19 protein-coding genes and 1 pseudogene are annotated in these 21,884 nt (G+C 58.3%); 7 read left to right on the top strand and 13 right to left on the bottom strand.

The genetic code is table 11. The features are described from left to right. Positions 1 to 7 precede the first annotated feature (7 nt). The 8 genes from ACTNBZ_RS10260 to ACTNBZ_RS10225 form a co-directional block, all read right to left on the bottom strand. Positions 8 to 346 (bottom strand): 2Fe-2S iron-sulfur cluster-binding protein, encoded by a 339-nt coding sequence (locus ACTNBZ_RS10260; RefSeq protein WP_441209641.1) that lies wholly within the window; start codon positions 344 to 346, stop codon positions 8 to 10. Further along, positions 346 to 1,569, bottom strand: a complete 1,224-nt coding sequence (locus ACTNBZ_RS10255; RefSeq protein WP_441209639.1) for an amidohydrolase — start codon at positions 1,567 to 1,569, stop codon at positions 346 to 348. Before ACTNBZ_RS10255 ends, ACTNBZ_RS10260 begins: the two co-directional genes overlap by 1 nt. A gap of 54 nt (positions 1,570 to 1,623) precedes the next feature. Further along, complete coding sequence (locus ACTNBZ_RS10250) at positions 1,624 to 2,553, bottom strand: ABC transporter permease (RefSeq protein ID WP_441209637.1); 930 nt, start codon at positions 2,551 to 2,553, stop codon at positions 1,624 to 1,626. Continuing rightward, positions 2,547 to 3,611 (bottom strand): ABC transporter permease, encoded by a 1,065-nt coding sequence (locus tag ACTNBZ_RS10245; RefSeq protein WP_441209635.1) that lies wholly within the window; start codon positions 3,609 to 3,611, stop codon positions 2,547 to 2,549. The genes ACTNBZ_RS10250 and ACTNBZ_RS10245 overlap by 7 nt, the downstream gene beginning before the upstream one ends. Beyond that, positions 3,608 to 5,152, bottom strand: a complete 1,545-nt coding sequence (locus tag ACTNBZ_RS10240) for an ABC transporter ATP-binding protein (protein ID WP_441209633.1) — start codon at positions 5,150 to 5,152, stop codon at positions 3,608 to 3,610. The genes ACTNBZ_RS10245 and ACTNBZ_RS10240 overlap by 4 nt, the downstream gene beginning before the upstream one ends. Positions 5,153 to 5,242: 90 nt before the next feature. Further along, the gene (locus ACTNBZ_RS10235) at positions 5,243 to 5,980 is read right to left on the bottom strand and encodes a GntR family transcriptional regulator (RefSeq protein ID WP_441209631.1); all 738 of its coding nucleotides are present in this window, start codon (positions 5,978 to 5,980) and stop codon (positions 5,243 to 5,245) included. Positions 5,981 to 6,762: 782 nt separating this feature from the next. Further along, complete coding sequence (locus ACTNBZ_RS10230) at positions 6,763 to 7,326, bottom strand: hypothetical protein (protein ID WP_441209629.1); 564 nt, start codon at positions 7,324 to 7,326, stop codon at positions 6,763 to 6,765. Beyond that, positions 7,317 to 7,730, bottom strand: a complete 414-nt coding sequence (locus ACTNBZ_RS10225; RefSeq protein ID WP_441209627.1) for a hypothetical protein — start codon at positions 7,728 to 7,730, stop codon at positions 7,317 to 7,319. The genes ACTNBZ_RS10230 and ACTNBZ_RS10225 overlap by 10 nt, the downstream gene beginning before the upstream one ends. A gap of 51 nt (positions 7,731 to 7,781) precedes the next feature. Here ACTNBZ_RS10225 and ACTNBZ_RS10220 point away from each other — a divergent pair, with 51 nt between their 5' ends. The 4 genes from ACTNBZ_RS10220 (at position 7,782) to ACTNBZ_RS10205 (ending at position 11,890) form a co-directional block, all read left to right on the top strand. Continuing rightward, positions 7,782 to 8,657, top strand: a complete 876-nt coding sequence (locus ACTNBZ_RS10220; protein WP_441209625.1) for a transposase — start codon at positions 7,782 to 7,784, stop codon at positions 8,655 to 8,657. Between the two features lie 156 nt (positions 8,658 to 8,813). Beyond that, positions 8,814 to 9,206, top strand: coding sequence for a transposase (locus ACTNBZ_RS10215; protein WP_441209623.1), 393 nt, complete (start codon positions 8,814 to 8,816; stop codon positions 9,204 to 9,206). Then, entirely contained in the window at positions 9,091 to 9,447 is a 357-nt protein-coding gene (locus ACTNBZ_RS10210) for an IS30 family transposase (RefSeq protein WP_441209621.1), read from the top strand. The genes ACTNBZ_RS10215 and ACTNBZ_RS10210 overlap by 116 nt, the downstream gene beginning before the upstream one ends. A gap of 1,747 nt (positions 9,448 to 11,194) precedes the next feature. Next, positions 11,195 to 11,890, top strand: coding sequence for a helix-turn-helix domain-containing protein (locus ACTNBZ_RS10205; RefSeq protein ID WP_441209619.1), 696 nt, complete (start codon positions 11,195 to 11,197; stop codon positions 11,888 to 11,890). A gap of 86 nt (positions 11,891 to 11,976) precedes the next feature. On the opposite strand, the gene ACTNBZ_RS10200 is transcribed toward ACTNBZ_RS10205, so the two are convergent. After that, positions 11,977 to 12,975: a HAMP domain-containing sensor histidine kinase gene (locus tag ACTNBZ_RS10200; RefSeq protein ID WP_441209617.1), complete on the bottom strand. Its 999-nt coding sequence runs from the start codon at positions 12,973 to 12,975 to the stop codon at positions 11,977 to 11,979. A gap of 44 nt (positions 12,976 to 13,019) precedes the next feature. On the opposite strand from ACTNBZ_RS10200, the pseudogene ACTNBZ_RS10195 reads away from it, so the two are divergent. The 3 genes and pseudogenes from ACTNBZ_RS10195 to hydA all read left to right on the top strand — a co-directional run bounded on the left by ACTNBZ_RS10195 (position 13,020) and on the right by hydA (position 17,846). Continuing rightward, positions 13,020 to 15,598 (top strand): annotated as a pseudogene (locus tag ACTNBZ_RS10195) (efflux RND transporter permease subunit). Between the two features lie 14 nt (positions 15,599 to 15,612). Continuing rightward, positions 15,613 to 16,440 carry a beta-eliminating lyase-related protein gene (locus ACTNBZ_RS10190; RefSeq protein WP_441209615.1) on the top strand — a complete coding sequence of 276 codons (828 nt, stop codon included), beginning with the start codon at positions 15,613 to 15,615 and terminating at the stop codon, positions 16,438 to 16,440. Between the two features lie 14 nt (positions 16,441 to 16,454). Then, positions 16,455 to 17,846 carry a dihydropyrimidinase gene (gene hydA / locus ACTNBZ_RS10185; RefSeq protein ID WP_441209613.1) on the top strand — a complete coding sequence of 464 codons (1,392 nt, stop codon included), beginning with the start codon at positions 16,455 to 16,457 and terminating at the stop codon, positions 17,844 to 17,846. A 150-nt stretch (positions 17,847 to 17,996) separates the two neighbouring features. Here the strand turns inward: hydA and ACTNBZ_RS10180 are convergent, their stop codons facing one another. The 4 genes from ACTNBZ_RS10180 to ACTNBZ_RS10165 form a co-directional block, all read right to left on the bottom strand. Next, positions 17,997 to 18,437, bottom strand: coding sequence for an Hsp20/alpha crystallin family protein (locus ACTNBZ_RS10180; RefSeq protein WP_441209611.1), 441 nt, complete (start codon positions 18,435 to 18,437; stop codon positions 17,997 to 17,999). A gap of 276 nt (positions 18,438 to 18,713) precedes the next feature. Further along, complete coding sequence (locus ACTNBZ_RS10175; protein WP_441209609.1) at positions 18,714 to 19,043, bottom strand: VOC family protein; 330 nt, start codon at positions 19,041 to 19,043, stop codon at positions 18,714 to 18,716. Positions 19,044 to 19,172: 129 nt separating this feature from the next. After that, positions 19,173 to 20,456 carry an Nramp family divalent metal transporter gene (locus ACTNBZ_RS10170; RefSeq protein WP_441209607.1) on the bottom strand — a complete coding sequence of 428 codons (1,284 nt, stop codon included), beginning with the start codon at positions 20,454 to 20,456 and terminating at the stop codon, positions 19,173 to 19,175. A gap of 116 nt (positions 20,457 to 20,572) precedes the next feature. Next, positions 20,573 to 21,544 carry a dihydrodipicolinate synthase family protein gene (locus tag ACTNBZ_RS10165; protein ID WP_441209606.1) on the bottom strand — a complete coding sequence of 324 codons (972 nt, stop codon included), beginning with the start codon at positions 21,542 to 21,544 and terminating at the stop codon, positions 20,573 to 20,575. Positions 21,545 to 21,884: the final 340 nt, after the last annotated feature.

The raw sequence follows: 21,884 nt of genomic DNA, 5'->3' as shown, positions 1-21,884 counted from the left end.
TGCCTCCTTATTCGTCAGATGTGAGGGGCTGATTAAAGTCAACCACCAGATCCTGCAGAATCTTGTACCTGCTGTGAGGGCGGAGATATACGGTCTCACCCGGATTGACCAGTACGGTGCAGCCCTTCACATCCTGGCCGTTCACATTCATAAAGCAGGAGCCGCAGGTTCCGTGAAAGCACATGGAGGTTCGGCAGGCCAGGGTGGGATCCTTCTGGTGGAGCTGCGCGACCAGACTCATGACAGAAATGGGGTGGGCGCTGTCTATTCTGTAGGGCTGCAGGGAACGGGTTCGGCTGCGGTAGACATAGGCGGTAATGGTGTGGGCGTTTTCCGGAGTGTGCATCAGGCTTTCCCTCCTAACAGGTTGAGAATGGTACGGGCCACCGCTCTGGCGGGCAGCACATAAGCAGAGACCGGGGAGGCGACGGCAAAGTCGGCGCTGTGCAGGTTTCCGGTAAAACCGCTGACAGAGAAGTGGAGTGTGGGGACAATCTGGGATACATTGCCGAGATCGGTGCAGTAGACGCCGTGGGGGCTGCGGACGGCGGGGACGCCGAGCGCTTCCGCAGCGGCCTCCAGGTGGGCGGCCAGCTCCTCATCCCCCCGGAAGGGCTCATAGCCCATAGAGGCCTCCACCTCGGCATAACCGCCCACCATGGCCGCCGCGTGCCGGGCGATCTCCTGCGTGCGGTCAGACAGATGATCCAGCATTTCGTGGGTTTTGGCCCGGAGCTGGACAGACAGCTCGGCCTTTTCGGGTACGGTGCTCAGGCTGACGCCGCCGTCGGTAAGGATGTAGGACATACGGATGCCCTCTCCGTCGGGGAAGGTCTCCCGCATGGCCTGCAGGCCGTTGATGCACAGCATGGCGGCGTTCAGGGCGTTGATGCCGTCGTAGGGACACTCGGCGGTGTGGGCGGCCTTGCCGCGGAAGGTGCATTGGATGCTGACAAAGCCGTTGCAGGAGGTCTGGATGTAAAACTGATCGGGGACAGGGGGGCCCTCCGTGTAGGCGTGGGTGGAGATAACCGCGTCAATCCCCTGAAAATAGGACTGGCGGATGAGCTCTTTTTTGCCGCTGGGGTAGACAATGCCCTGCTCGGCCCGGAGCTTGTTCACAAATTCCTGGGGCAGCATCTCCTCCGCGGGGACGGCCATAAAGACCAGCTCTCCCGGCAGCTGAGCCCGGATTTCCGGGGTGGAAAAGGCGTCTGCCGCCGCCAGCAGCATGGTCCCCTGCATGTGGTGTCCACATACATGGGCCATACCGGTCTTGCTGTCGGCCAGCGGATGCTGCGGGCAGTAGACCGCGTCCAGCTCGGCCAGCACGGCGACGGTGGGACCGGGGCGGCCACCTTTTAACCTGCCGATGCAGCCGGAGATGGGCAGCGGCTCCAGAGAGGTGAGATGCATCTGCTCCAGTGTCTTCATGACAAACGCGGTGGATTGGCGCTCACAGAAGCCCTGCTCCGGTAAGCATTGCAGGGTGGTTCCCCACTGGATATAACGCTCTCCCCGGGCCTGCAGAAGGGCGTCGACGGATTCTTTTACCGCAGTGATAGGCATAGGCCATGTTCACTCCTTTGTGACAGAATGGCGTGCGGAGTATGGGGGAGCGGGTTATTTCTTGGCAAAGTATTTTCCGTGTCCCTCGGGGGCGTTTCCACGGCCGGAAAGACACATGACCACAAGGGTAAAGACGTAGGGAAGCATCAGCAGGAACTGATTGGGCACTTCCACGCCCATTGCCTGCAGGCTGAGCTGTAGGGCGTCGGCAAAGCCGTAGAGCAGGCAGCCCAGCATGGCGCCCACCGGGGTGTATTTCCCCAGAATGATGATGGCGAAGGCGGCGTAACCCTTCTCAGCCGACATCTTTTCCACAAAGACGTTGGAAGAGGCGATAGACAGGTAGGCGCCTGCCAGGCCTGCGATGGCGCCGGTGAGCAGTGCGGCGATGTGCCGGTACCGGCGGACGGGAAGGCCGGCGGTGTCGGCGGCGTTGGCATTCTCACCGACGGAGCGCCACTCCAGACCGATCATGGTCCGCTTGAAAAAGAAGAACTGGGCGGCGACAAGGAGGAAGGCCAGATAGACCAGGAGATTTTGCTGAAACAGGATGGGGCCGAGGAAGGGGATATCCGACAAAAACGGGATGCGGAGATCGGGCAGCGCCGTAATGCTGACCACATCGGTGCTCACGCCGAAGAGGGCCCGGTTAAAGAAGCTGGAAAAGCCTGTGGCGAAGAGAACCAGCGCGGTTGCGACCAGGGCGGCCCGCGCGCCGATACCCACCACCAGATAGCTGTAGATCGCGCAGATTACAACTCCGGCCGCCATGGCGAGCAGCATTCCCAGCAGCAGGCTCCCGCTGAAAAAAGCGCCTACAAAGCCGGCAAACGCGCCCATCAGTAAAACCGCCTCCAGTTCGATGCTGCTGACGCCGGCCATGTCAGAGAAAAGGCCTCCCACGGCCGCCAGAATGAACGGGGCGGCCAGCCGGATGGTAGACTGCAGAATAGAGCCGATATTACTGCCGATGAGTTCTAGCATTTGCTGCCCCTCCTTTTCAGATACTTGGAGAACTGAGGCTGTAAAGCGGTGTACGTTACGACAAACAACAGCACAAGGGCCTGAAGCAACGAGGACAGGGAGGACGGAACGCCGATGGTGCGGGCCATCTGATTGCAGCCCGTGTTCAGCGCGCCGAACAGAAGGGAGCTGAGAATGATGGCGAGGGGGTTCAGTCCGGCCAGAAGGGCCACGGCAATGGCGTTGTACCCATAGCCGGGGGAGATGCTCACATAGAGTTTCCAGCTCAGACCCAGGACCTCGATTCCGCCGGCCAGACCGGCGATGGCGCCGCTGATGGCCAGGGTGGAGACGCAGATGAATTTGGGATTGACGCCGGCGTACTCCGCCGCAAGGGCGCTCTGTCCGGCCATTTTAATTTTGAAGCCGTAGGTCGTCTTTTCCAGCATTATGTAGGCCAGGACGGCCACCGCCAGGGCGATCAGAATTCCGGCGTGCAGCTTGGTGTTGCCCCAGATATAGGGCAGCCGGGCGGATACCGCAATCTCCTGCGACTCTGAGTAGACCTTGTTGGGCTCCTGAATGGGGCCGTTTACCAGATAGCCCACCAGCAATACCATGATGGAGGAGATCATAACCGAGGTGACCACCTCGGACGCGCCCCGCTTGGCTTTCAGATAGCCGGGGATCGCGCCGCAGACGCCGCCGAAAAGGGTGGCGGCGGACAGCAGCAAGGGGATCATAATCCAGGAGGGGAGACCGGACTCGTGGAGGACGCCTTCCAGAAGGGTGGCGCCCAGCGCTCCAGCAAAGAACTGGCCCTCCGCGCCGATATTAAAGGACGAGCCTTTAAAGGCGATGGCGACGCCGACGCCGATCAGCATCAGCGGAGTGGCCTTCATCAGCATCTGGGAGACGGCCCGCTGGGAACCGAATGTGCCCTCCAGAATGGCGGCGCCAGCCTGCAGGACGTCATAGCCGGCCAGAGCCAGGAAGAGGGAGCTGACAAGGAAAGCGGACACAAGGGCGAGAATGGGAACCATTACCGCTGGGAGTATGCGTTTTACTGCAGCTTTCATGATCTGACTCCCCTCACAGGTGACAGGGCGCTGAAATCTCTTGATACACCGGTCATCATGGCGCCCAGATCATCCTGGGTGACCTGATCGGCATAGACACAGCCTGTCATTTCACCATTGAACATTACAACAATCCGATCGCTCAGAGCCATAATCTCATCCAATTCGGCCGATACCAGCAGGATGCCCTTCCCCTTTTCCCGCTCCTTCAGAATACACTGGTGAATATACTCTGTAGCGCCGATATCGACGCCGCGGGTCGGCTTGACAGCCACCAGAAGCTCGGGGTCGAGGAAGATCTCCCTGGCCACAACCACCTTCTGCTGGTTGCCGCCGGACAGGGAGGCGGCCTTTGCCCGCTCATTGGGGGTGCTGATCTGGTAATCCCGAATCAGCTCCCGGGCAAAGGCGGAGGCCTGCTTCTGGTTCAGGAAGCCCCGCCTGGAAAAGGGGGGACGGGCATGGTTGACCAGAATGCTGTTGCCCACCAGATCCATGGAGAGGATCAGGCCTCTGGCGTGGCGGTCTTCGGGGATATGGGAGAGCTTGTGCTCCCGGATCTGACGGGGAGACTGGTTGGTGATTTCCTCTTCGTTGAGGTACACATGTCCGGACTGGGCCTTCCGAAGACCTGTAATGGCCTCGACCAGTTCGTTCTGACCGTTGCCGTCCACGCCGGCGATGCCCAGCACCTCGTGGTTATAGACCTGGAAGGAAACATCCCGGAGCTGTTTGCCGTGCTCTCCCCGGACGCAGAGGTTCTCCAGCTTCAAAACGGGATACCGCTTGAGCGTCTCATCCGGCTGATCCTTGACCATGGGGCACAAGGCCCGGCCGATCATCATGCGGATGAGCTCTTCCTTTGTGGTCTCCGCTGTTTTACGCGCCCCCACGACCTGGCCCTGGCGAAGCACGAGCACCCGATCGCTGATCTCCATCACTTCGTCCAGCTTATGGCTGATAAAGATGACCGACTTTCCCTGGGCGGTGAGCTTGCGGATGGTCTGGAAAAGCTCCCGAATCTCCATAGGAGTCAACACCGCAGTAGGTTCGTCCAAAACCAGCGTCTGTGCGCCCTTGAAGAGAGCTTTCATGATCTCGACCCGCTGCTGAAGGCCGATAGGCAGATCGCCCACCAAGGTGTCCGGATCCATGGAGAAGCCATAATCGTCAAAGACCTGCTTGATGCGCGCGCTCTGCTCTTTGGCGTCAAACAGCTCGGTGGCTTTCTCCCGCAGGCCGAGCATCATGTTCTGTGTCACAGTAAAGTGATTTACCAGCATAAAGTGCTGATGGACCATGCCAATTCCGAGGCGGATCGCTTCCTTTGGGGATGTAATCTTTACCGGCCTGCCGTCCACTTCAATGGAGCCGCTGTCCATGGTCTCCAGGCCGTAGATCATTCGCATCATGGTTGTCTTTCCGGCACCATTTTCCCCCAAAATGGCTAGGACTTCCCCGTCCTCAAGGCGAAAGCTGATATCCTTGTTGGCCTGAACCATGCCAAAGCGTTTTGAGACATTCTTTATCTCTAAACTCATTGCACCTTCCTCCTTAGACTCAAGACTCATGAGGTCTTTACGTTTCGGACAACTGAGACTGCGACGGTGGTTGCAATCGGACGGGCTTTATCAGGGGCGGCTGAGAATCCTCACGCGCATGAACTCGGGATTGATCTTATCGGAGCTGTAAGCCAGAGGCTTATTCTGCAGGGAGTAAGACACTCCGTTTTGGAACATAAAGGCACTGTTTAAAGGAATGCCAAGCTGCTGGGCGTCAACAGCATTGGAGACAGCGGGAATGAACTCAGAATCGCCGTAAGCAATTTCTTCCTGGATACAAAGCCGGATAATATCAAAGACGTTAAACAGGCTCTCCGACTCCTTCGGAAAGGTGTGAAACAGTTTCAGGGGCAGCCAGTTCTGGCCATAGACCGCCGGCCTTTCATTTACATAGATCGTTCTGCTGTAGAAGAATGTAAGATCATCCTTTTCGAGCTGGAGCTTTACGCGGACCTCTTCCGGTGGGAGCCGTGTTTCACAGTGGGGGACGCCTACAGTAGGCGCATATCCTTGAGCCTGCAGGATGGATAAGTATCCCGGCATACGGCCCAGATACTGGTCGCGCTCCAAAAGCATGGTTTTATGATAGTAATTGCCGGAACCATGCCGTTTGGTTACAATGCCTTCCTCCCGCAGCAGAAGGAGAGCCTCCCGGACCACGGCAACGCTGACGCCGAACTGTTTGGCCAGTTCGCTTTCGGGGGGGAGTTTATTGTTTGCCCCATCTGAATTCTGAATCAGTTCTATGAGCGCCTGCTTTACCTGCTCGCTTAAAACCGTGTGCGAAAGCGACTTTTCTCTGCTCATTTCTTCCCTCCATAGCAGACTTCTATTGAGTCATAAACGAAGATCTCATTCAATGACTTATAAATTGATAAAGTCATTGAATCTCTTTTTTGAAGATTATATCTTATGAAACCCGAAAAAGCAAGTGTTTTTTGCAAAATATTTAAAAGGGAATGGAGAAAGAGGGTTAGAATTAACGTTTTTGACGAAACAAAAGAGCCTCAAGCCCAAAAAGATACGGCAGCCACCGGGTAATCTTCAATGCCCATACCGCTGTGCCGTAGCCTCTGCCGCTTTGCTCTCCGGGACGGTCTTTCACTCTTAAAGTTCCCCTGGCTGGAAATCGGCCCCAGTATTTTGCGGAATACGGCCAACTTCAGCCTTACCTCCCCGACTACTCAGGAGAGCCAGCAGATTCACCATGGGATCGCAGGCTCTAATCTCCAGCTCACCCATAGCTTGGTAATCAAAGTCACTGGGATTAATGTGCAGCTGCCGGAGGGTACGACAAAATTACGACAGCAGCCCATCTATAACTACCTCTGGATTATCGAATTTAAAACAGAGCAGGCCTTGAAAATACTGGGTTTTCAAGGCTGACTTTGGTCTGCGAGTGCGTTTCACACGCAGGAGGTCACTGGTTCGAGTCCAGTAGTCTCCACCAAGAAAACCATCTGGGCTGCAAGGACCGGAGGGTTTTTCTTTTTTGACTGAGCGGCATAAAAAAGAAACATACGACAAAAATACGACACGACACAGATACAGCGGAGGAACGCCATGCTCCTCCGCTGAATTTTTATCGGTCAGGTGCCGGTGAGGACATTTTTAAGCGTGTCCACGGTGGTGTGATCGTAGACCGGTGCAAGCATTTGCGTGCCGCTGTGCCCCAGCAGCTTCCCTACCATGTAAGGCGATATACCCTGGGCGAGCCACAGAGTGGTCCGGGTGTAACGAAGCTCACGGGGGCAACTTGGGGATGTCGGGATACTTGGCCGCCATGTCTTCCATGAAAGCATCGTAGATGCGGTGACCCCAGTTGTGAGGTCGGTAGGGCAATCCTTCCAGGCTGTGGAAAATGTACTCAGTTTTAACGACCGTACCTTTAGCGACGCTGCACCTGGAGGTATGGTGATCTCCTTGGGCTTTTCCCGCAGACGATGGCGAAGATCTCCGTCCACAATAAGAATAGACCGTCGACGGTATTTGTTTTTCAGACCCTGGATGTCGAGAATCCAGGCCTGATCATCCGGATTGCGGTATGCCGTGAGACCCTGGCGGATATGCAGGACTCCGGTGTCGGCATCAAAGTCCTCCCAGCGAAGGCCCAGCAGCTCACTGCTGCTGATTCCAAGCTCCATCAGCAGCATAATTGCCAGACCGTTGGATGTGTTTTGGCAAAGGCATACACGGTGTCATATTCCGCCTGGGGATAGGCCCGCTTCACGGTCTTCGGTGCATACTTTTTTGCGGCGTTGTTGATATACCTTTGAATGTGGATGGGGAGGATGGTGTCCAGCAGCATAGAGCCAAACACAGGGATCTGGTGCAGCTTGGTGGGAGCCAGATAGGTACCATTGTAGGTATTACTCTTCACATAGGGCTTTTTGTAGAGCTCCAGACACTGGATAGCCCAATCCTGGAATAGAACAAGGGGACGTTCGGGGGTACCGCCGCAGAGCTGCTCCAATTCGTATTTGGCTTTGTATTTCTCGGCCTTTCGTGTGGCATCTGCTTTGCTTTTGGTACTGTAGAATGATGGACCTGTTGACAAAGTAGCCTATAAACCCTTTCTATGGTAAAATAACTATAGGGATGTGGCGTGATGGGACGTCAAAGCAGACAAATGGCAATGATTTTCGTGGATATAGAGTCACTGATTCCAGAAAACCACCTGCTGCGAAAAATAGACCAACTGGTATCCTTTGACTTCATCTATAAACTTCTTGCACCATACTATCCGGCGACTGGCCGCCCATCTGTGGATCCCGTCAGTATGTTCAAAATGCTCTTGATCGGATACCTGTATGGTATTAAATCAGAGCGACGGCTGGTAGAGGAAGTTCGGCTCAACATCGCCTACCGATGGTTCTGTGGATTCGAACTGGATGACGCCATCCCGGATCACTCCACATTCAGCAAAACCAGGACACGCAAATGGCAGCAGAGCAACTTTTTTCAGAAAGCCTTTTATGAAATCGTGAAACAGTGCATAGCTGGCGGCCTTATAGATGGAAAGGCCATGGCTGCGGACGGAAGCTACATTCCAGCCAATGTATCAAGAGAAAGCTGGATCGATGTAGAAATAGAAATTGAGCAAAGTATGCAAAGCTATCTCGATTCCTTGGATGAAGAGCTTTCCAACCAGCCGGGGTTCAAAAAGCCGCCAACAAGAATTGCAAAGAAGCGTCGCACCACCAGCCAGACAGATCCAGACAGCGGCTATATCAATCACGGCAGCAAACGCGGCATTGGGTATCTGACGGAAGCTGCTGTGGACTGCAAACAGGGTATTTTAACAGGTGTTGATGTATATCCTGCCAACGAGAAAGAAAGTATTCTGGTCTTGCGGCATTTGGAACGGCAAATAGATCTTGGTGTCCCAATGAAACGACTTGCTCTGGATCGTGGATATAAGACTGGTGCTGTCCACCGGGGGCTGGAGCTTCTAGGCATTACTGGATACATCCCCGCGATCTAATTCTCCAATGCACCTGAGAAATATGGATTCTCCTACAACCCACAGACGGACGCGTTCATCTGTCCGGAAGGAGTCTCTCTTACATACCACAGGCTAAATTGTAATCAATCGACCGGCAAATATCTGCGGTGCTATTAAGTCGAAGGCGACGCTTGTATGCACTGTTCCAAACGGCCGAACTGTTTTGACAAGGCTGGAGTTCGGCGCAGGGTGCTGGCCAGCAGCTGCTATCCAGCATTTTTCAGAGGACATCAGCGCGTGGGAACTCCTGAATTCCTACCCATGATGCGGCTGCGTAAAATCTGGGCAGAGGGCAGGTTCTCCGTCTTGAAACGGGAACACTGCATTTCAAAAATTCGAAAAAGGGGCATTCTTGCAGCAACGGAAGAATGTCTCCTTGCTGCCATGGCCCTAAACCTTAAGAGAATGGTAAATGCCATCTTTTTCCATCTCCAACTCCAATATTCTGCCAGAAAACCTGTGGGTTTCGGCAGAATTTTTGCTTTTGTCAACAGGTCCAGCCAAGTTCGCAAACTGGCGCAGAATTGAGGAGAGACTACACTGTGACGTGTATTTTGCCGATCCATATCGTGCATGGCAAAAAGGCACAAACGAGAATCTGAACGGCATGCTTCGGGAGTTTTATCCAAAGGGAAGAAATCTTTCTCGCGCAGCTCCTGCTGCACTAAAGCGAAACCTGGCGTTGATCAACGCCAGGCCTCACAAAGTTTTAAACTTTCATTCTGCTCAGGAACTGTGGGACTTTGAACTCAATTCCTGTTGCACTTAGTTTGACTATTCACTGATGGCGCTAAACTGGGGATCCGTATAACCCGGAGGCCGTAAGTTCAAATCTTATTCCCGCAACGGACCTGTTGCAGAATAGAAAAATATTGCGGCGGGTGCTTTGCATCCAAATGTTTTGGTCAATCATCAATCGTGCGGAAAAACTTCTAAGGCCAGAAAACTTCCAACAAATCTTCCAACAAACTCCCTAAAATACCTCAAACCGAGCGGGTATGAGGTAACACAAAAAGGGAAGCGCCCACCTTGCAAAGCCTTGCAGGACAGGCACTTCCCGGTACAATATAGTATGAATGGGTATTCCGCAAAACTGCCGAGGGCTTTTTGGTAAGGATGAGGTCCCCAGTTCAAATCTGGGTAGCAGCTCCAGTCAACCCCTTGAGCCGCGAGGCTTGAGGGGTTTATTATTTTTCGGCAGATGTGATGGAAAAGCGGCTTTTCCGTCACTTTTTTCATCCCGGAGAATTGCACGCAGTCCCAGGTGAGGCCCAGGATTTTCCCGATCCGCATGGAACGGCCCAGGGCCAGGAGCTTTGGGCGATGCGCAGGGTGGCCTCCTTATAGGTGGGATAGCGCTCATAACTGTTTGGGATAACCGGGACAGCAGTAATGGATCTCATATTGCTGCCCCTTTTTTCTTGGCTTCCTATGTACTCTTTTCACGGGCCCAGAGCCGCGCGACCTCCTTTCCTCCGCTGTGAACGGAAGTACCCATTTACAGTGGGGAGTTCGGTAGCTGCCCTAGCGGTTGTACCGGGCCAGCTTGTCGAGCTGATCGACGAGGGCGTTGCAGACCCTCGGGTTGAGTGTATGATTTGCCATATAAGAATCTTCTTTCAACGTGGAAGCGTTCAGACGGCATAGTATGCTCACTGGAAAAACCGTCTGTTTCCGGAAAATTTCCGCCGGCACCACGCTTCCGGGAGGTTTTGCGTTTCTGCGAAGCCTTGGGATCAGAGGGCTTTTGAAACGTTGCCCTCGGCCCATCGAATATCTGTCTCTCTTTGGAATCGTCCGGTCAGTATAGATGCAGTATGGGGTGGCGAGACACCCTGTTCCATGGGCGGCTGCGGACACTAGCGCTGAACCCGGCTGCAACTGCTGTTGCGCATGTTCTTTGACCTCACGGAGAAGGTCGGTACGGGGAAAACAACAGTCTGTGCCGGGGAGGCCGTCCAGCTCTTGGCAAGGGAGCTGGGGGCGCGGAGGGACCTCCCGTCCTGCCGGGGAGGGGAGGGGCCGGGTGTCGGGACCGGCCTGGTGGAGCAGCGCTCTATGCTGGGGGAGACAGGTCCCAGGCCGTTACGCTATGCGCTGAACGAGGTTTTCATTTTTGGGTATAAAAAGGCCCGAGGGCGATACGATCCGCTCTCAGGCCATTTTTCATGTGTTCGGCGGGGATGTTATCCCTAAACCGAGGATTCTCCGATTTTTGAGGTATTTGCAGTTCGGGGCACTATGACAAGGCTCGCCGCCGATGACGAAGGTGCGGCGGATCTTCTCGCCTCGCTCTGGCTGTCGGTCTGGTAGTGAAGAAGCATCTGCCGCTCCAGCTTCAGGAACAGCACGTTCTGCCGACCCTGGGACAGGATATTGATCTCCCGGCGGCGGGTCTATCCAAAGGGGAGCGTCAACGCCTAGGGAGCCATGCCCCTGCCCATCGACATCGAGTGCCAGGAGGATATGGCCATCCCCCTGTGGGACGGGGCGGCCCGTTCAACACGAATTCCCATGTGACCAAGACCGGCTTCTCCAAAAATCGGGTGTCCGGCTGGCAGGGCTTTGAGGCCCCCGGCCCCGCCTACTGGTGTCAGTATGGCTACGCCATCTGCAAGGTTGACGTCCGTGGGATCGCCCATTCCGACGGCGATATGGTATTCATGGGCCGTCAGGAGGGCATGGACGTCTATGAAACCATTGTCAACCGGGGTCTGGTACAGAAATACCGTCTCAGCAACCCTATCGCGCTGGGGCGCTTGGCGGAGTTTTTGATGGATAACACCGGCAACCCGACCTCCGCCAACAACATCAGCGACCCAAAACATTTCAGAGAGAGTATGGGCCACTCTTGCAGATCAACGACCCTCAGCACCCAGCACCAGAATAATTCAAATGCGATCCAAAGGGCGCGGGTCAGTAAAGGTTTGACACAAAAAAACCTCGCGGGCCTCTGCGGCTGCCCGGATGATACCGTCCGGGCCCGGGAAAGCGGGGCACGGACGGCATCCGTTGAAACCCTTAGTATCCTGCCTGAATGCCTGGAGGCCCCCTGGTTCACCGGCGTGTACCTGCGGGAGCAGACCGCTGCGCCATCAGGATTCATAAGCAACCCCCGAGATCTTATAGCAGTCCCGCACTGCGATCAGCACATCGTTGCCGCCCTTATTTTCCGGGGTGTGGCACTGATCCCCTGTCTGTCAACTTTTTGATAAAACCGCTCGCCCTGTCACCTTGCGCTTCTACGATAGGCAGCGTATCGGATCCTGGTTTTTTCACGCGCTTTTGGGCGGGGAGATCAGGGGCAGGAGGGACCTTTCTCAGCCCCCTCGGGAAGACGCACGGTGAACGTGCTGCCCTGGTCCGCCACGCTGTGGACTTCAATGCTGCCGCCGCACAATTCCACAATGCGATGGACAATAGCGAGCCCCAGGCCCAGCCCCTGGCCTTTTTTTCCGGCGGGCCCCTGGTAGTATTTGTCGAACACGTGCCTCTGGGTCTCTTCGTCCATGCCGATGCCGGTGTCCGACACCCGGACGGCGATCTCCCCGGCCGAGACGGTCAGGGTTACCGTGATCTCACCCCCTTCGGGGGTGTACTTGATGGCGTTGTTCAGCAGAGTGAGCCACACATGGCGCATGACCTCCTGGTTGCCCACGAAGGAGGCCTCCTCCAGCTCGGCGGAGAAGGCGATATGTTTTCTCTCCCACTGGCCGGACAGGAGGATGGCACACTGCTTGATCTGCTCGTCCAGGGCGTAGGGGGCCTGGTCCGGGATGACCTGCTGGGCCTCCAGGTGGGTGAGGAGGAGGGCACTGTCGGCCAGGCTGGCCAGCCGGGTGGACTCGTTCAGGATAATCTGGGTGTACTGCCGCCGGTCCTCCTCAGTGAGGTCCGGCTCCTGCAAAAGTTCGGCGAAGCCTTGGACGGCGGTGATAGGTGTCTTGAACTCGTGGGAGGAATTGTTGATAAAATCCTCCCGGAGGGTCTGGATGCTCTGGAGTTCCTTCCCCATCTTGTTGAAGTCCTCGTACGTGGAGGACATAGGGCCGGCCTTGGACGGGTCCAGACGGACGGAGAAATCCCCGTCGGCTATCGCCTCCAGGCCCCGGGTAAGGCGGGATAGATTCTGGTTGAGCCGATAGTTGACGGCGCCCGCCGCCACTCCCACCACCCCGGCGGTGACAAGGAACGTCAGGATAAAGAGGGGCTTCTCCAGGGCCAGATCGCTGCCCATCTTGAGGTAGATGAGCTGCACAATGGTGATGGTGATAACGGCGGAGAGGGCGATCAGCACCGTGCCCACCACCAGCGACCGTACCAGGCTTCGTTTCCTCTATCATGAAACTGAGCACCAACAGCATGTCCATGTCCACCATGATGCTCACCGTCTCCGCACCCGGGGACTTCGACATCAGCAACTACCTGGACGAGGACGTGGTGCCCGCGCTGGAGTCCCTCTCGGGCGTGGCCCAGGTGTCGGTGACCGGCAGCCAGGAGGACTACATCCGCATCGTGGTGGATGAGGCCGCCATGAAGCAGTACGGCCTCAGCATCTCCGGTCTGGGCTCGGCCATCGCCGGCGCCGACTTCGATATGCCGGTGGGCAGTGTCTCCCAGGGCAGCCAAGATGTCTCCCTGGGCGTCTACGGCAGCGTCACCACCGAGCTGGAGAGCCTGCGCTCCCTGCCCATCCAGACCCCCTACGGACATACCGTGAAGATGTCCGATGTGTGTACCTTCCTGGACTTTTACCAAGAGGACGCCGGCAGCATCACCCGGTATAACGGCCAGGGGACCGTGATGCTCAGCGTCACCAAGCAGGACAGCGCCGCCACCATGGATGTCTGCAGCCGCGTCCTGTCCACCCTGGAAGAGTACAGCGTGGACGGGGTGAGCTTTACCACCATCTACAGCGAGGGCGAGAACGTCCGGGATACCATGGGCAACGTGCTTCAGACCCTCATCATCGGCGTCATCTGCACCATGGTGGTCATCTTCCTCTTCTTCGGCAACGTCCGGGCCAGCCTGATCGTGGGCATGAGCATGCCTCTGTCCATCCTGCTGGCCATGATCTGCATGAGTTACGCCGGGTTCAACCTGGATCTGATGACGGGCGCCGGCCTTATCATCGCCATAGGCATGATTGTGGATAACTCCATCGTGGTCATGGAGGCCTGTATGCGCTACCGCTCCGAGGGACTCACTCCCAAGGAGGCCGCCGTCCAGGGCACTCCACCATGATCATGTCCATCCTGGGCGGCACGCTGACCACCGTGGTGGTCTATGTGCCCCTGGCCATGCTGAAGGGCCTCATCGGACAGCTGGCCGGCCCCCTGTGCTGGACCATCATGTTCTGCCTCATCTGCTCCTTCCTCTCCGCCGTGGTGGTGGTCCCCCTGGCCTATATGTGGCTCAAGCCCGTGGCCAGGGAGGACATTCCCATCAACCGGTTCATGCGCCGCCTGCAAAAGGGCTACCGCAGCGTCATGCCCAAGCTGCTGCGCCACCCCGGCCGGGTGGTGATGGTGGGCGTGCTCTGCTTCGCCCTGGCCATCGGGATGCTGACCCAAATGGACATCATCATGATGCCCAACAACTACGATGGCAGCATCTCTATCTCGGTCTCCTTCCGCTCGGGCACCAAGCTGGAGGTCATGGATGAAAATATCCAGGAGATCGAGCAGGCTCTTTTGGAGGATGAGAAGTTTGAGAAGGTCATCACCCAGATTTCCAACGGCAGCAGCTTGAGCCTGTCCGGTTCGGGCAGCTCGGCCTCCTTTACCGCCTACGCCGTGGAGAACTGTGACCGCACCAGCGAGAGCGCGGTGGAGGAGTATGTCACCCGCTTCGGAACCACCCCCGGCATGGAAATCTCAGTGAGCCCCACCAGCGGCTCGGGCGCTAGCATCAGCACCTCTATGAGCGGCAACAGCAAGGAGATCGAAGTCCAGGGCGACGACCTGGACGACCTGAAAGTGGCCGCCAGCCAAATCGAGGAGGTCATGCGCCAGACCCCCGGCGTCATCGACGTGGCGAACGACTTCTCTCAGAGCCGGGTCAAGGGCAAGATCGTCATCAACTCTCAGAAGGCCATCGCCGCCGGCTCCTCCGAGCAGGCTATCGCCGGGCAGGTCTACTACGCCCTCAACGGCATGACCGCCACCGAGCTGGAGTATGGCGACAGCGAGTACGATGTGATCATCGAGTACCCCGAGGGCAAGTATGACACCATCACCGATCTGCTGGACTTCCCCCTGATGACCTCCTCGGGCCGTCAGCTCTCCCTGCGTGACCTGGCCGATGTGGAGTATGTCACCACCCTGCCCTCCATCCTGCGGGAGGACGGGCACTATATCGCCTCCGTCACCGCCACCACCACCAGCACGGGCTCCAAGAGCGCCGGGGACGCCATCGATGCCGCCGTAGCCCAGCTGGAGCTGCCCGAGGGCGTCTCCCTGGCCACCGGCGTCATGGACGAGAGCACCCAGGAGACCACCGACGACCTCATCGGGGCAATCGCAACCGCCATTTTCCTGGTGTTCCTGGTCATGGCCATCCAGTTCGGCGCCCCGCGTCTGTCCATCATGGTGATGATGTGTATCCCTCTGAGCCTCATTGGCTCTTTCGGGTTCCTGTTCCTCCTGGGCCGCGACCTCTCTATGATTGGCCTGATGGGCGTGCTGATGCTGGTAGGTATTTCGGTGAACAACGGCATTTACCTCATCGACGCCATTGACCAGCTGCGGCAGACCATGCCGCTGAAGGACGCCCTGGTGCAGGCGGGCGCCACCCGTCTGCGGCCCATCCTGATGACCACCCTGACCACCATCGCCTCCATGGTGCCCATGATCTTCTCCAGCGACAGAGGCATGAGCATGACCAAGGATATGGCTTCCGCAGCGCCAGCTTTCCAGTGAGCCGGAAGCTGTGCATGCCGGCGGTGGAGGCGGAGATCGAGAAGTGGAATCCCTCCATCGTCATCGGCGTGGGCCTGGCTGACAACCGCGCCATGGCCTGTATGGAGCGGGTGGCGCTCAATGTGGCCGACTTCCCCATCCCCGACAATGAGGATTACATGGCCCTCAATGAGACGCTGGACGAAGAGGGACCCGCGGCCTATTTCAGCACGCTGCCCATCCGTGCCTGTGTCAAGGCCCTGCGCGAGTCGGGGATCCCCTCCAGAGTGTCCAACACGGCGGGCAACTTCGCCCACCGGCACAGCCTGCCCGTCTACATGGACGGCGCCCGGGTGCTCAACGCCGCCGTGGCCCTGGATATGGACCCCGCGGTCCTCTGTGAGAAGGTGGACGTGGTCTCCCTGTGCCTGAGCAAGGGCCTGGCCTGCCCCATCGGCTCCATCCTGATGGGCCCCAAAGACGTGATCGCCAGGGCCCGGGTCATGCGGCAGATGCTGGGCGGCGGCTGGCGCCAGGGCGGCGTCGTGGCGGCGGCCGGCATCGTGGGACTGAACAACTACAAGCGCCTGGCCGAGGACCATGCTCACGCCCAGGCTCTGGCCGCCGGCCTGAAGGAGCTGGGCCTGGGCATCGACATGGCCCAGGTGCAGACCAACGTGGTGCGCATCGACACCGCGCCTGTGGGGCTGACAGCCAAACAGTTTGTGGAGAAGCTGGACGGCTTCGGCGTCAAGGCCAAGCCCGTGGGCCCCGCCTACGTGCGCATGATCTGCCACAATGACCTGAAGGACGAGATGATCCCTGTGGTGCTCAAGGCCGTTCAGGACTGCCTGAACGCGTAAAAGAGGTGAGCGCTGTGTTTGACTGCATCATCAAAAACGGAACGGTAGTCACCAGCGAGGGGACCTGCCCTTACGATGTGGCGGTCTCGGGCGAAAAGATCGCCGCGGTGGGCCTGCGCGGCACTTTGGGCGAGGCCAGACAAACCGTGGACGCCGCCGGCAAGCTGGTGATGCCGGGAATGATCGACCCCCATGTCCATATCCACCATCCCTTCCAGGGCAAATACGCCGGGGACGACTTCTATACCGCCACCCGTTCGGCGGCCTTCGGCGGCGTGACCACCGTGTGCGACTTCGGCATCCAGTGGGACAAGGAGCGCTGCATCCGGGATACCTGCGCCGCGCGCAAGGAGCAGTTTTCTGAGGGCGCGGTGACCGACTACGCCATCCACGCCTGCCCCACCCGGGTGGACGGGGAGACCCTGGAGCAGCTGGAGGAGATGATCGGAGACGACACTCCCTCCGTCAAGCTGTACATGACCTATTCCCGCCAGAACCGGATGGCCAGCGACGCTGCTTTGCTGGAGGCGCTGGCCATCACCGCCCGGAAGGGGGGCATTGTGGGCGTCCACGCGGAGAACGACGCCATGTGCTGCTATTTTTCCGACCGTTTCAAGGCGGAGGGCCGCACCTCCCCCGCGGACTTCCCCCGCTGCAAGTACAATTTGGTGGAGGCCGAGGCCGTCAACCGGGCCATCTATCTGGCCAAGGCCACCGGCGGCAATCTCTACATCTTCCACCTGTCCTGCAAGGAGAGCCTGGAGCTGCTGCGCAAGGCCAGGGCGGAGGGCGTCCACGTCTGCGCCGAGACCTGCATCCACTACCTGACCATGACCGATGAGAAGTACAGCCGCCCCGACGGCGCCAACTTCATCTGCAGCCCCCCGCTGCGCTCCGCCGAGGACCAGGAGGCCCTGTGGGAGGGCGTCCGGGAGGGGCTCATCAGTGTGGTCAGCTCGGACCACTGCGGCTTCACCCTGGCCAACAAGGCTGTGGGAGAGAACGACTTTACCCGCACCCCCAACGGCCTGCCCGGCATGGAGACCCGGCTGGCGGCCATGTATACATACGGTGTACGCAGCGGCCGCATCAGCCTGCCCAGACTGGTGGAGCTGCTCTCCGCCAACCCGGCCAGGATTTTTGGCATGTGGCCCCGGAAGGGCGCCATAGCCGCGGGCAGCGACGCCGACCTGGTCATCTTCGATCCGGAGGCCTCCTGTGTGGTATCTCCCGAGACCCTGCACAGCCCGGTGGACTGGAATCCCTACGGCGGCGAGCGGCTGTACGGCCGCGCGGACCAGGTGCTGCGGCGGGGCGAGCTCATCGTGGACGGCGGGGAATTCCTGGCCCGGCCCGGCTCCGGCCGCCTGGCGGAGCGCCGCGCCGCGGATATGATCCGCTTATAAGTTGTATCTTGTGTAAAAAGAAACGGACCCCGGCCGCCGTTTGGCGGCCGGGGTCCGTTCGCTGCCCGGGCTGTTTTGAAAGGCGGCCATGGCCCCGGCGCGGCACCCCGTTATGGACGGGAGATCCCGCCGGGCGCCGTCGTTGTGCCGTTACTCAATGGCGATCGCAGAGGATCTGGGCAGCTCCTTCCTGTCCTGCTTGGGGAGGGAAATACGCAGGATGCCGTCCTCAAACCGGGCGGACACGTCCTTGGGCTCCACGCCCTCACCCACGTAAAAGCTGCGGCTGCAGGCACCGGTATACCGCTCCTGACGGATGTATTTGCCCTCTTCGGTCTTTTCATCCTTGCTGAGACCCTTGGCGGCGCTGATGGACAGATAACCGTCCTTCAGGTCCAGCGTGATCTCATCCTTCTTGAAGCCGGGCAGATCCACGTCCAGCTCATAGCTGTCCCCAGTCTCACGGACGTCGGTCTTCATCAGATTCTTGCCCCGTTTACCATAAAGGGGATCCCGGCCAGCCAGGGACGGGAAAAAGCCGTTATCAAAGAAATCGTCGAACAGGTTTTCACCAAAAATACTGGGCATCATAAGTCATTCCTCCAATCAGATTCCGAATCAAAATGCCCTGTGCGGGGAGCTTTTTGGCCCCTCTCATTTGGAACGATCATGTTATACTCCAATGGATTAGCACTGTCAATAGGAGAGTGCTAATGTTAACATAAGAACTACAATTCGTTCACAGAATATGCGATTTTGTGCCGGAGGAGCCTGCTGGATGCCCCGGCGGGCGGGCAATGACGGAAAAAAGCAGACGTCCGCATCAGCGGACGTCTGCTTCTGCCTGACAGGGAGCAGAGGCACGCCCTAGGCAAGCTCCATCAGCTCCAGGGGGAACCCGTTGGGCAGGACGAACCAGTTGGCGCCGTTGGGCAGAGGGGTGCAGCCCCGGGCGAGTGCGGCCTTTACCGTGTCCTCCACGTCCTCCACGGCAATGGAGACGTGGTCGCAGGGGCCGGCCTGTCCGCTGCCGGCGGCGCACTCGTTGAGCTGGATGCCCTGATGGAACCATACCTTCCGGTGGGGTGCCTTTCCCGCGGTCTTGCGGACCTCCATGCCGAACACCGTCTCAAAAAAGGAGACATACCAGTCCAGCGGGTCCGCGTTCAGAGCGGCGTGGTGGATCTGAGCACGCATAAACACAAGTCCTTTCCGAATCAAAGATAAAGGAAGCTCCGCCCACCGTTCCCCGGGATACGATGGGCGGAGCGTTTCAGCGCGTCAGACAGCCCCGGCTGGAGCCGTCCGGTCAAGAGAAGGGGAGCATTAAAAACCCAGGGAGGCGATGAGCTTGGGAATGGAAGTGCGCAGGGCGGTGAAGGTCATGATGAGCACGAATACGTAGCTCACAGTCATGCACACCCGCAGGGCGGTGGGCTTCTTGTAGCCCTCGTTGATGTCCTTGCGCCACAGGAGCAGCAGGATGAACAATCCGCCCACAGGAGTGGCGATGGAGGTGGCCACATTGGCCATCAGGATGAGCTGGGTGGGGGAGCCGCCGTAGCTGTAGCACACGATCATGGAGAAGATCAGGCAGATCAGGCAGCCGTAGCGGATGAATTTGGTCTCCAGACCCACGTCCCGGTCAAAGCCGGCGCCCAGCAGCACCATGCCGCGCTGAGTGTTGGCCAGCAGGGAGGAGAAGCCCGCGCCCACCAGGGCCAGGCCCATGATGTACTTGGCGGCGGGACCCATGATGGGCACCAGCATCTCAGCCAGCTGGGCGGGCGCCTTGATGGCCAGTCCCTGGGGATGGAGCACGATGGCGCCCACCAGAATGATGGCGCCCGAGATGAGCACCACACTGATGACGTGGACCAGAGCATCGGTAAACATGACGCCGTTGAACAGGTCCTCTTTCTTCCACTTCTTCTCCTTGCCCAGGTAGGTGGCGTAGATGCCGGAGGTAACAGCGGCGTTGGTGGAGATGAAGGCCAGAGCGGTGGCCAGGCTGCCCTCAGGCACCCGGAAGCCCACCATGCCTTTGCCCAGCCCGCCCCAGTCGGGGCCGCCCACACCCACAAGGGTGGCATAGAAGGACACGATCATCACCAGAATACACAGCGTGATGATGCGTTCCACCTTGGAATAGACATTCTTGGCAAAATAGCAGTACAGGACGATGGCGATCATGATGACCGAACCCAGTTTCCAGTTGATGCCGAAGATCAGGTTCATGCCGGCGCCGGTGCCCGAGATGTTGCCCATGGTAAAGAACAGGCAGGCCAGGAACACAGCCACGCCCACCACGCCGGAGGCGATGGGGCCGTAGTACTTCTTGATGGCGTGGATGGTGGGCAGCCCGGTGACGATGGCCAGCCGGTTGGTGGTCATCATAAAGGTAATGCCCATGAAGATGATGGGGATGATGAGCCAGATCAGGGCGTAGCCGTAGTTGGCGCCCAGCATGGCGGAGGTGGTGACGGCGCCGGGGCCGATGACGATGCCGGTGGCGATGAGGCCGGGGCCGATGCGCTTGACAAGATCCTTCAGGGGAAGCCGCTTGACATCCGAACCGAAGAGGGCCTCCTGGCTGTTTTTGTCGCTCATGAGTGTCTCCTTTCCCCGCACTCTGCGGTGGGGTGTTTATCAGGGAGTGTGAGCCGGTTTAAAAAAGGGGGCGCTGCGCTGGCGCAGCGCCCCCTGAAAGAGCGTCGGGCAGTTGCTTACTTGAACTGCTCCATGTCCACCTTGGGCAGCTGGCTGCGCTCCAGGCCCAGGGCCACCCAGGCCTTCTCCTCCTGGTTCAGGGGCAGGACGGGCTTGCGCATCAGGGCGTTGGAGAAGATGCCGCGCTGATACAGGGCCTCCTTCAGGCGGGCGTGGGCCTCACCGGAGGGCTGGCCGCCGCCGTAGATGGCCTGGGAGATGTGGTAGATCCGGTCGGACCAGTCCTGAGCTTCCTTCAGGGTGTGCTTGTCGGGGTTGGCAAAGACCTCGCGGGCGGGGCAGATCAGCTCGGGCACGCAGCCGGCAAAGCCGATGAGAGCGCCGTCCATGCCGGGGAACCAGCTCACGCACAGAGTCTCGTCATGGCAGGTGATGAGGGAGATGTCGGGGCACTCCTGCCGCAGCAGGCGCACGTCGTGCTCGTAGATGGAGGTGACGCGGGTGCCCATCTTGATGCACTTGACATGGTCGATCTCCTTGCACATCTTGATCAGAGTCTCCACGGGGTAGAAGGCCTTGGAGGTGGCGGGATACAGATGGATGATGATGTCGATGTCGGCGCCCTCAGCCACGTCCTTCACGTACTGGAAGGGGGCGTCGGGGTTCATGCCGAAGCGCAGCCACATGTGGGGGGGCATCAGCAGGATGCCGTCAGCGCCGGCCTCCTTGGCCTCGGCGGCCATCTCGATGGACTCCTGGGTGTTCTCGCAGTTGACGCCGGAGATGATGGTCATCACATCGCCGCACTCCTCGGCGCAGATCTGGGTCACGCGCTTGCGCTCGGCACGGGTCAGGCCGGTGATCTCGCCGGTGTGGCCGTTGCACACCAGACCCTCGATCCCCTTGCCGTAGAAGCTCTTGATCCAGCGCAGATAGGTGCGGAACTCGGCCTCGTTGATGGAGTAGTCGTCGTTCAGGGGGACGGAAACAGCGGGGAAGATGGTCTTGAAATTCTTAACCTTAGCCATAATTAAAACTCCTTTACAGGTGAATGTTTGAGAGGGTGATCATGTCCGCGTCCGGGCGCCGCCGGGGCATCGCGCGCCTGCCTTCCGGGTGGCCTTTCTGCAATCGTTTGTTTGCTGTGACTATGTTATACCACAGGAAAAAACACCGGTCAACCAAATTGGAGGACCCTGCAATGTTTTGCATATGGCCTGCAATGTATTGCATAAAGCGGTAAAATGTGCAATGGAGCACCTTAAAAACTGTGCATAATAACGAAATAAAGGCGCGGGTATATATAGAAAAACACAGTTGTCCTCCTGTAGAGGAAGTGCTATAATATTGGAAAACAAACGTTTGCAC

The organism is Pseudoflavonifractor sp. HCP28S3_F10 (assembly GCF_052065415.1).
GTDB lineage: Bacteria > Bacillota > Clostridia > Oscillospirales > Oscillospiraceae > Pseudoflavonifractor_A.
The sequence above is the reverse complement of the archived record's forward strand: the minus strand, read 5'-3'. Positions and strand labels throughout refer to the sequence as shown.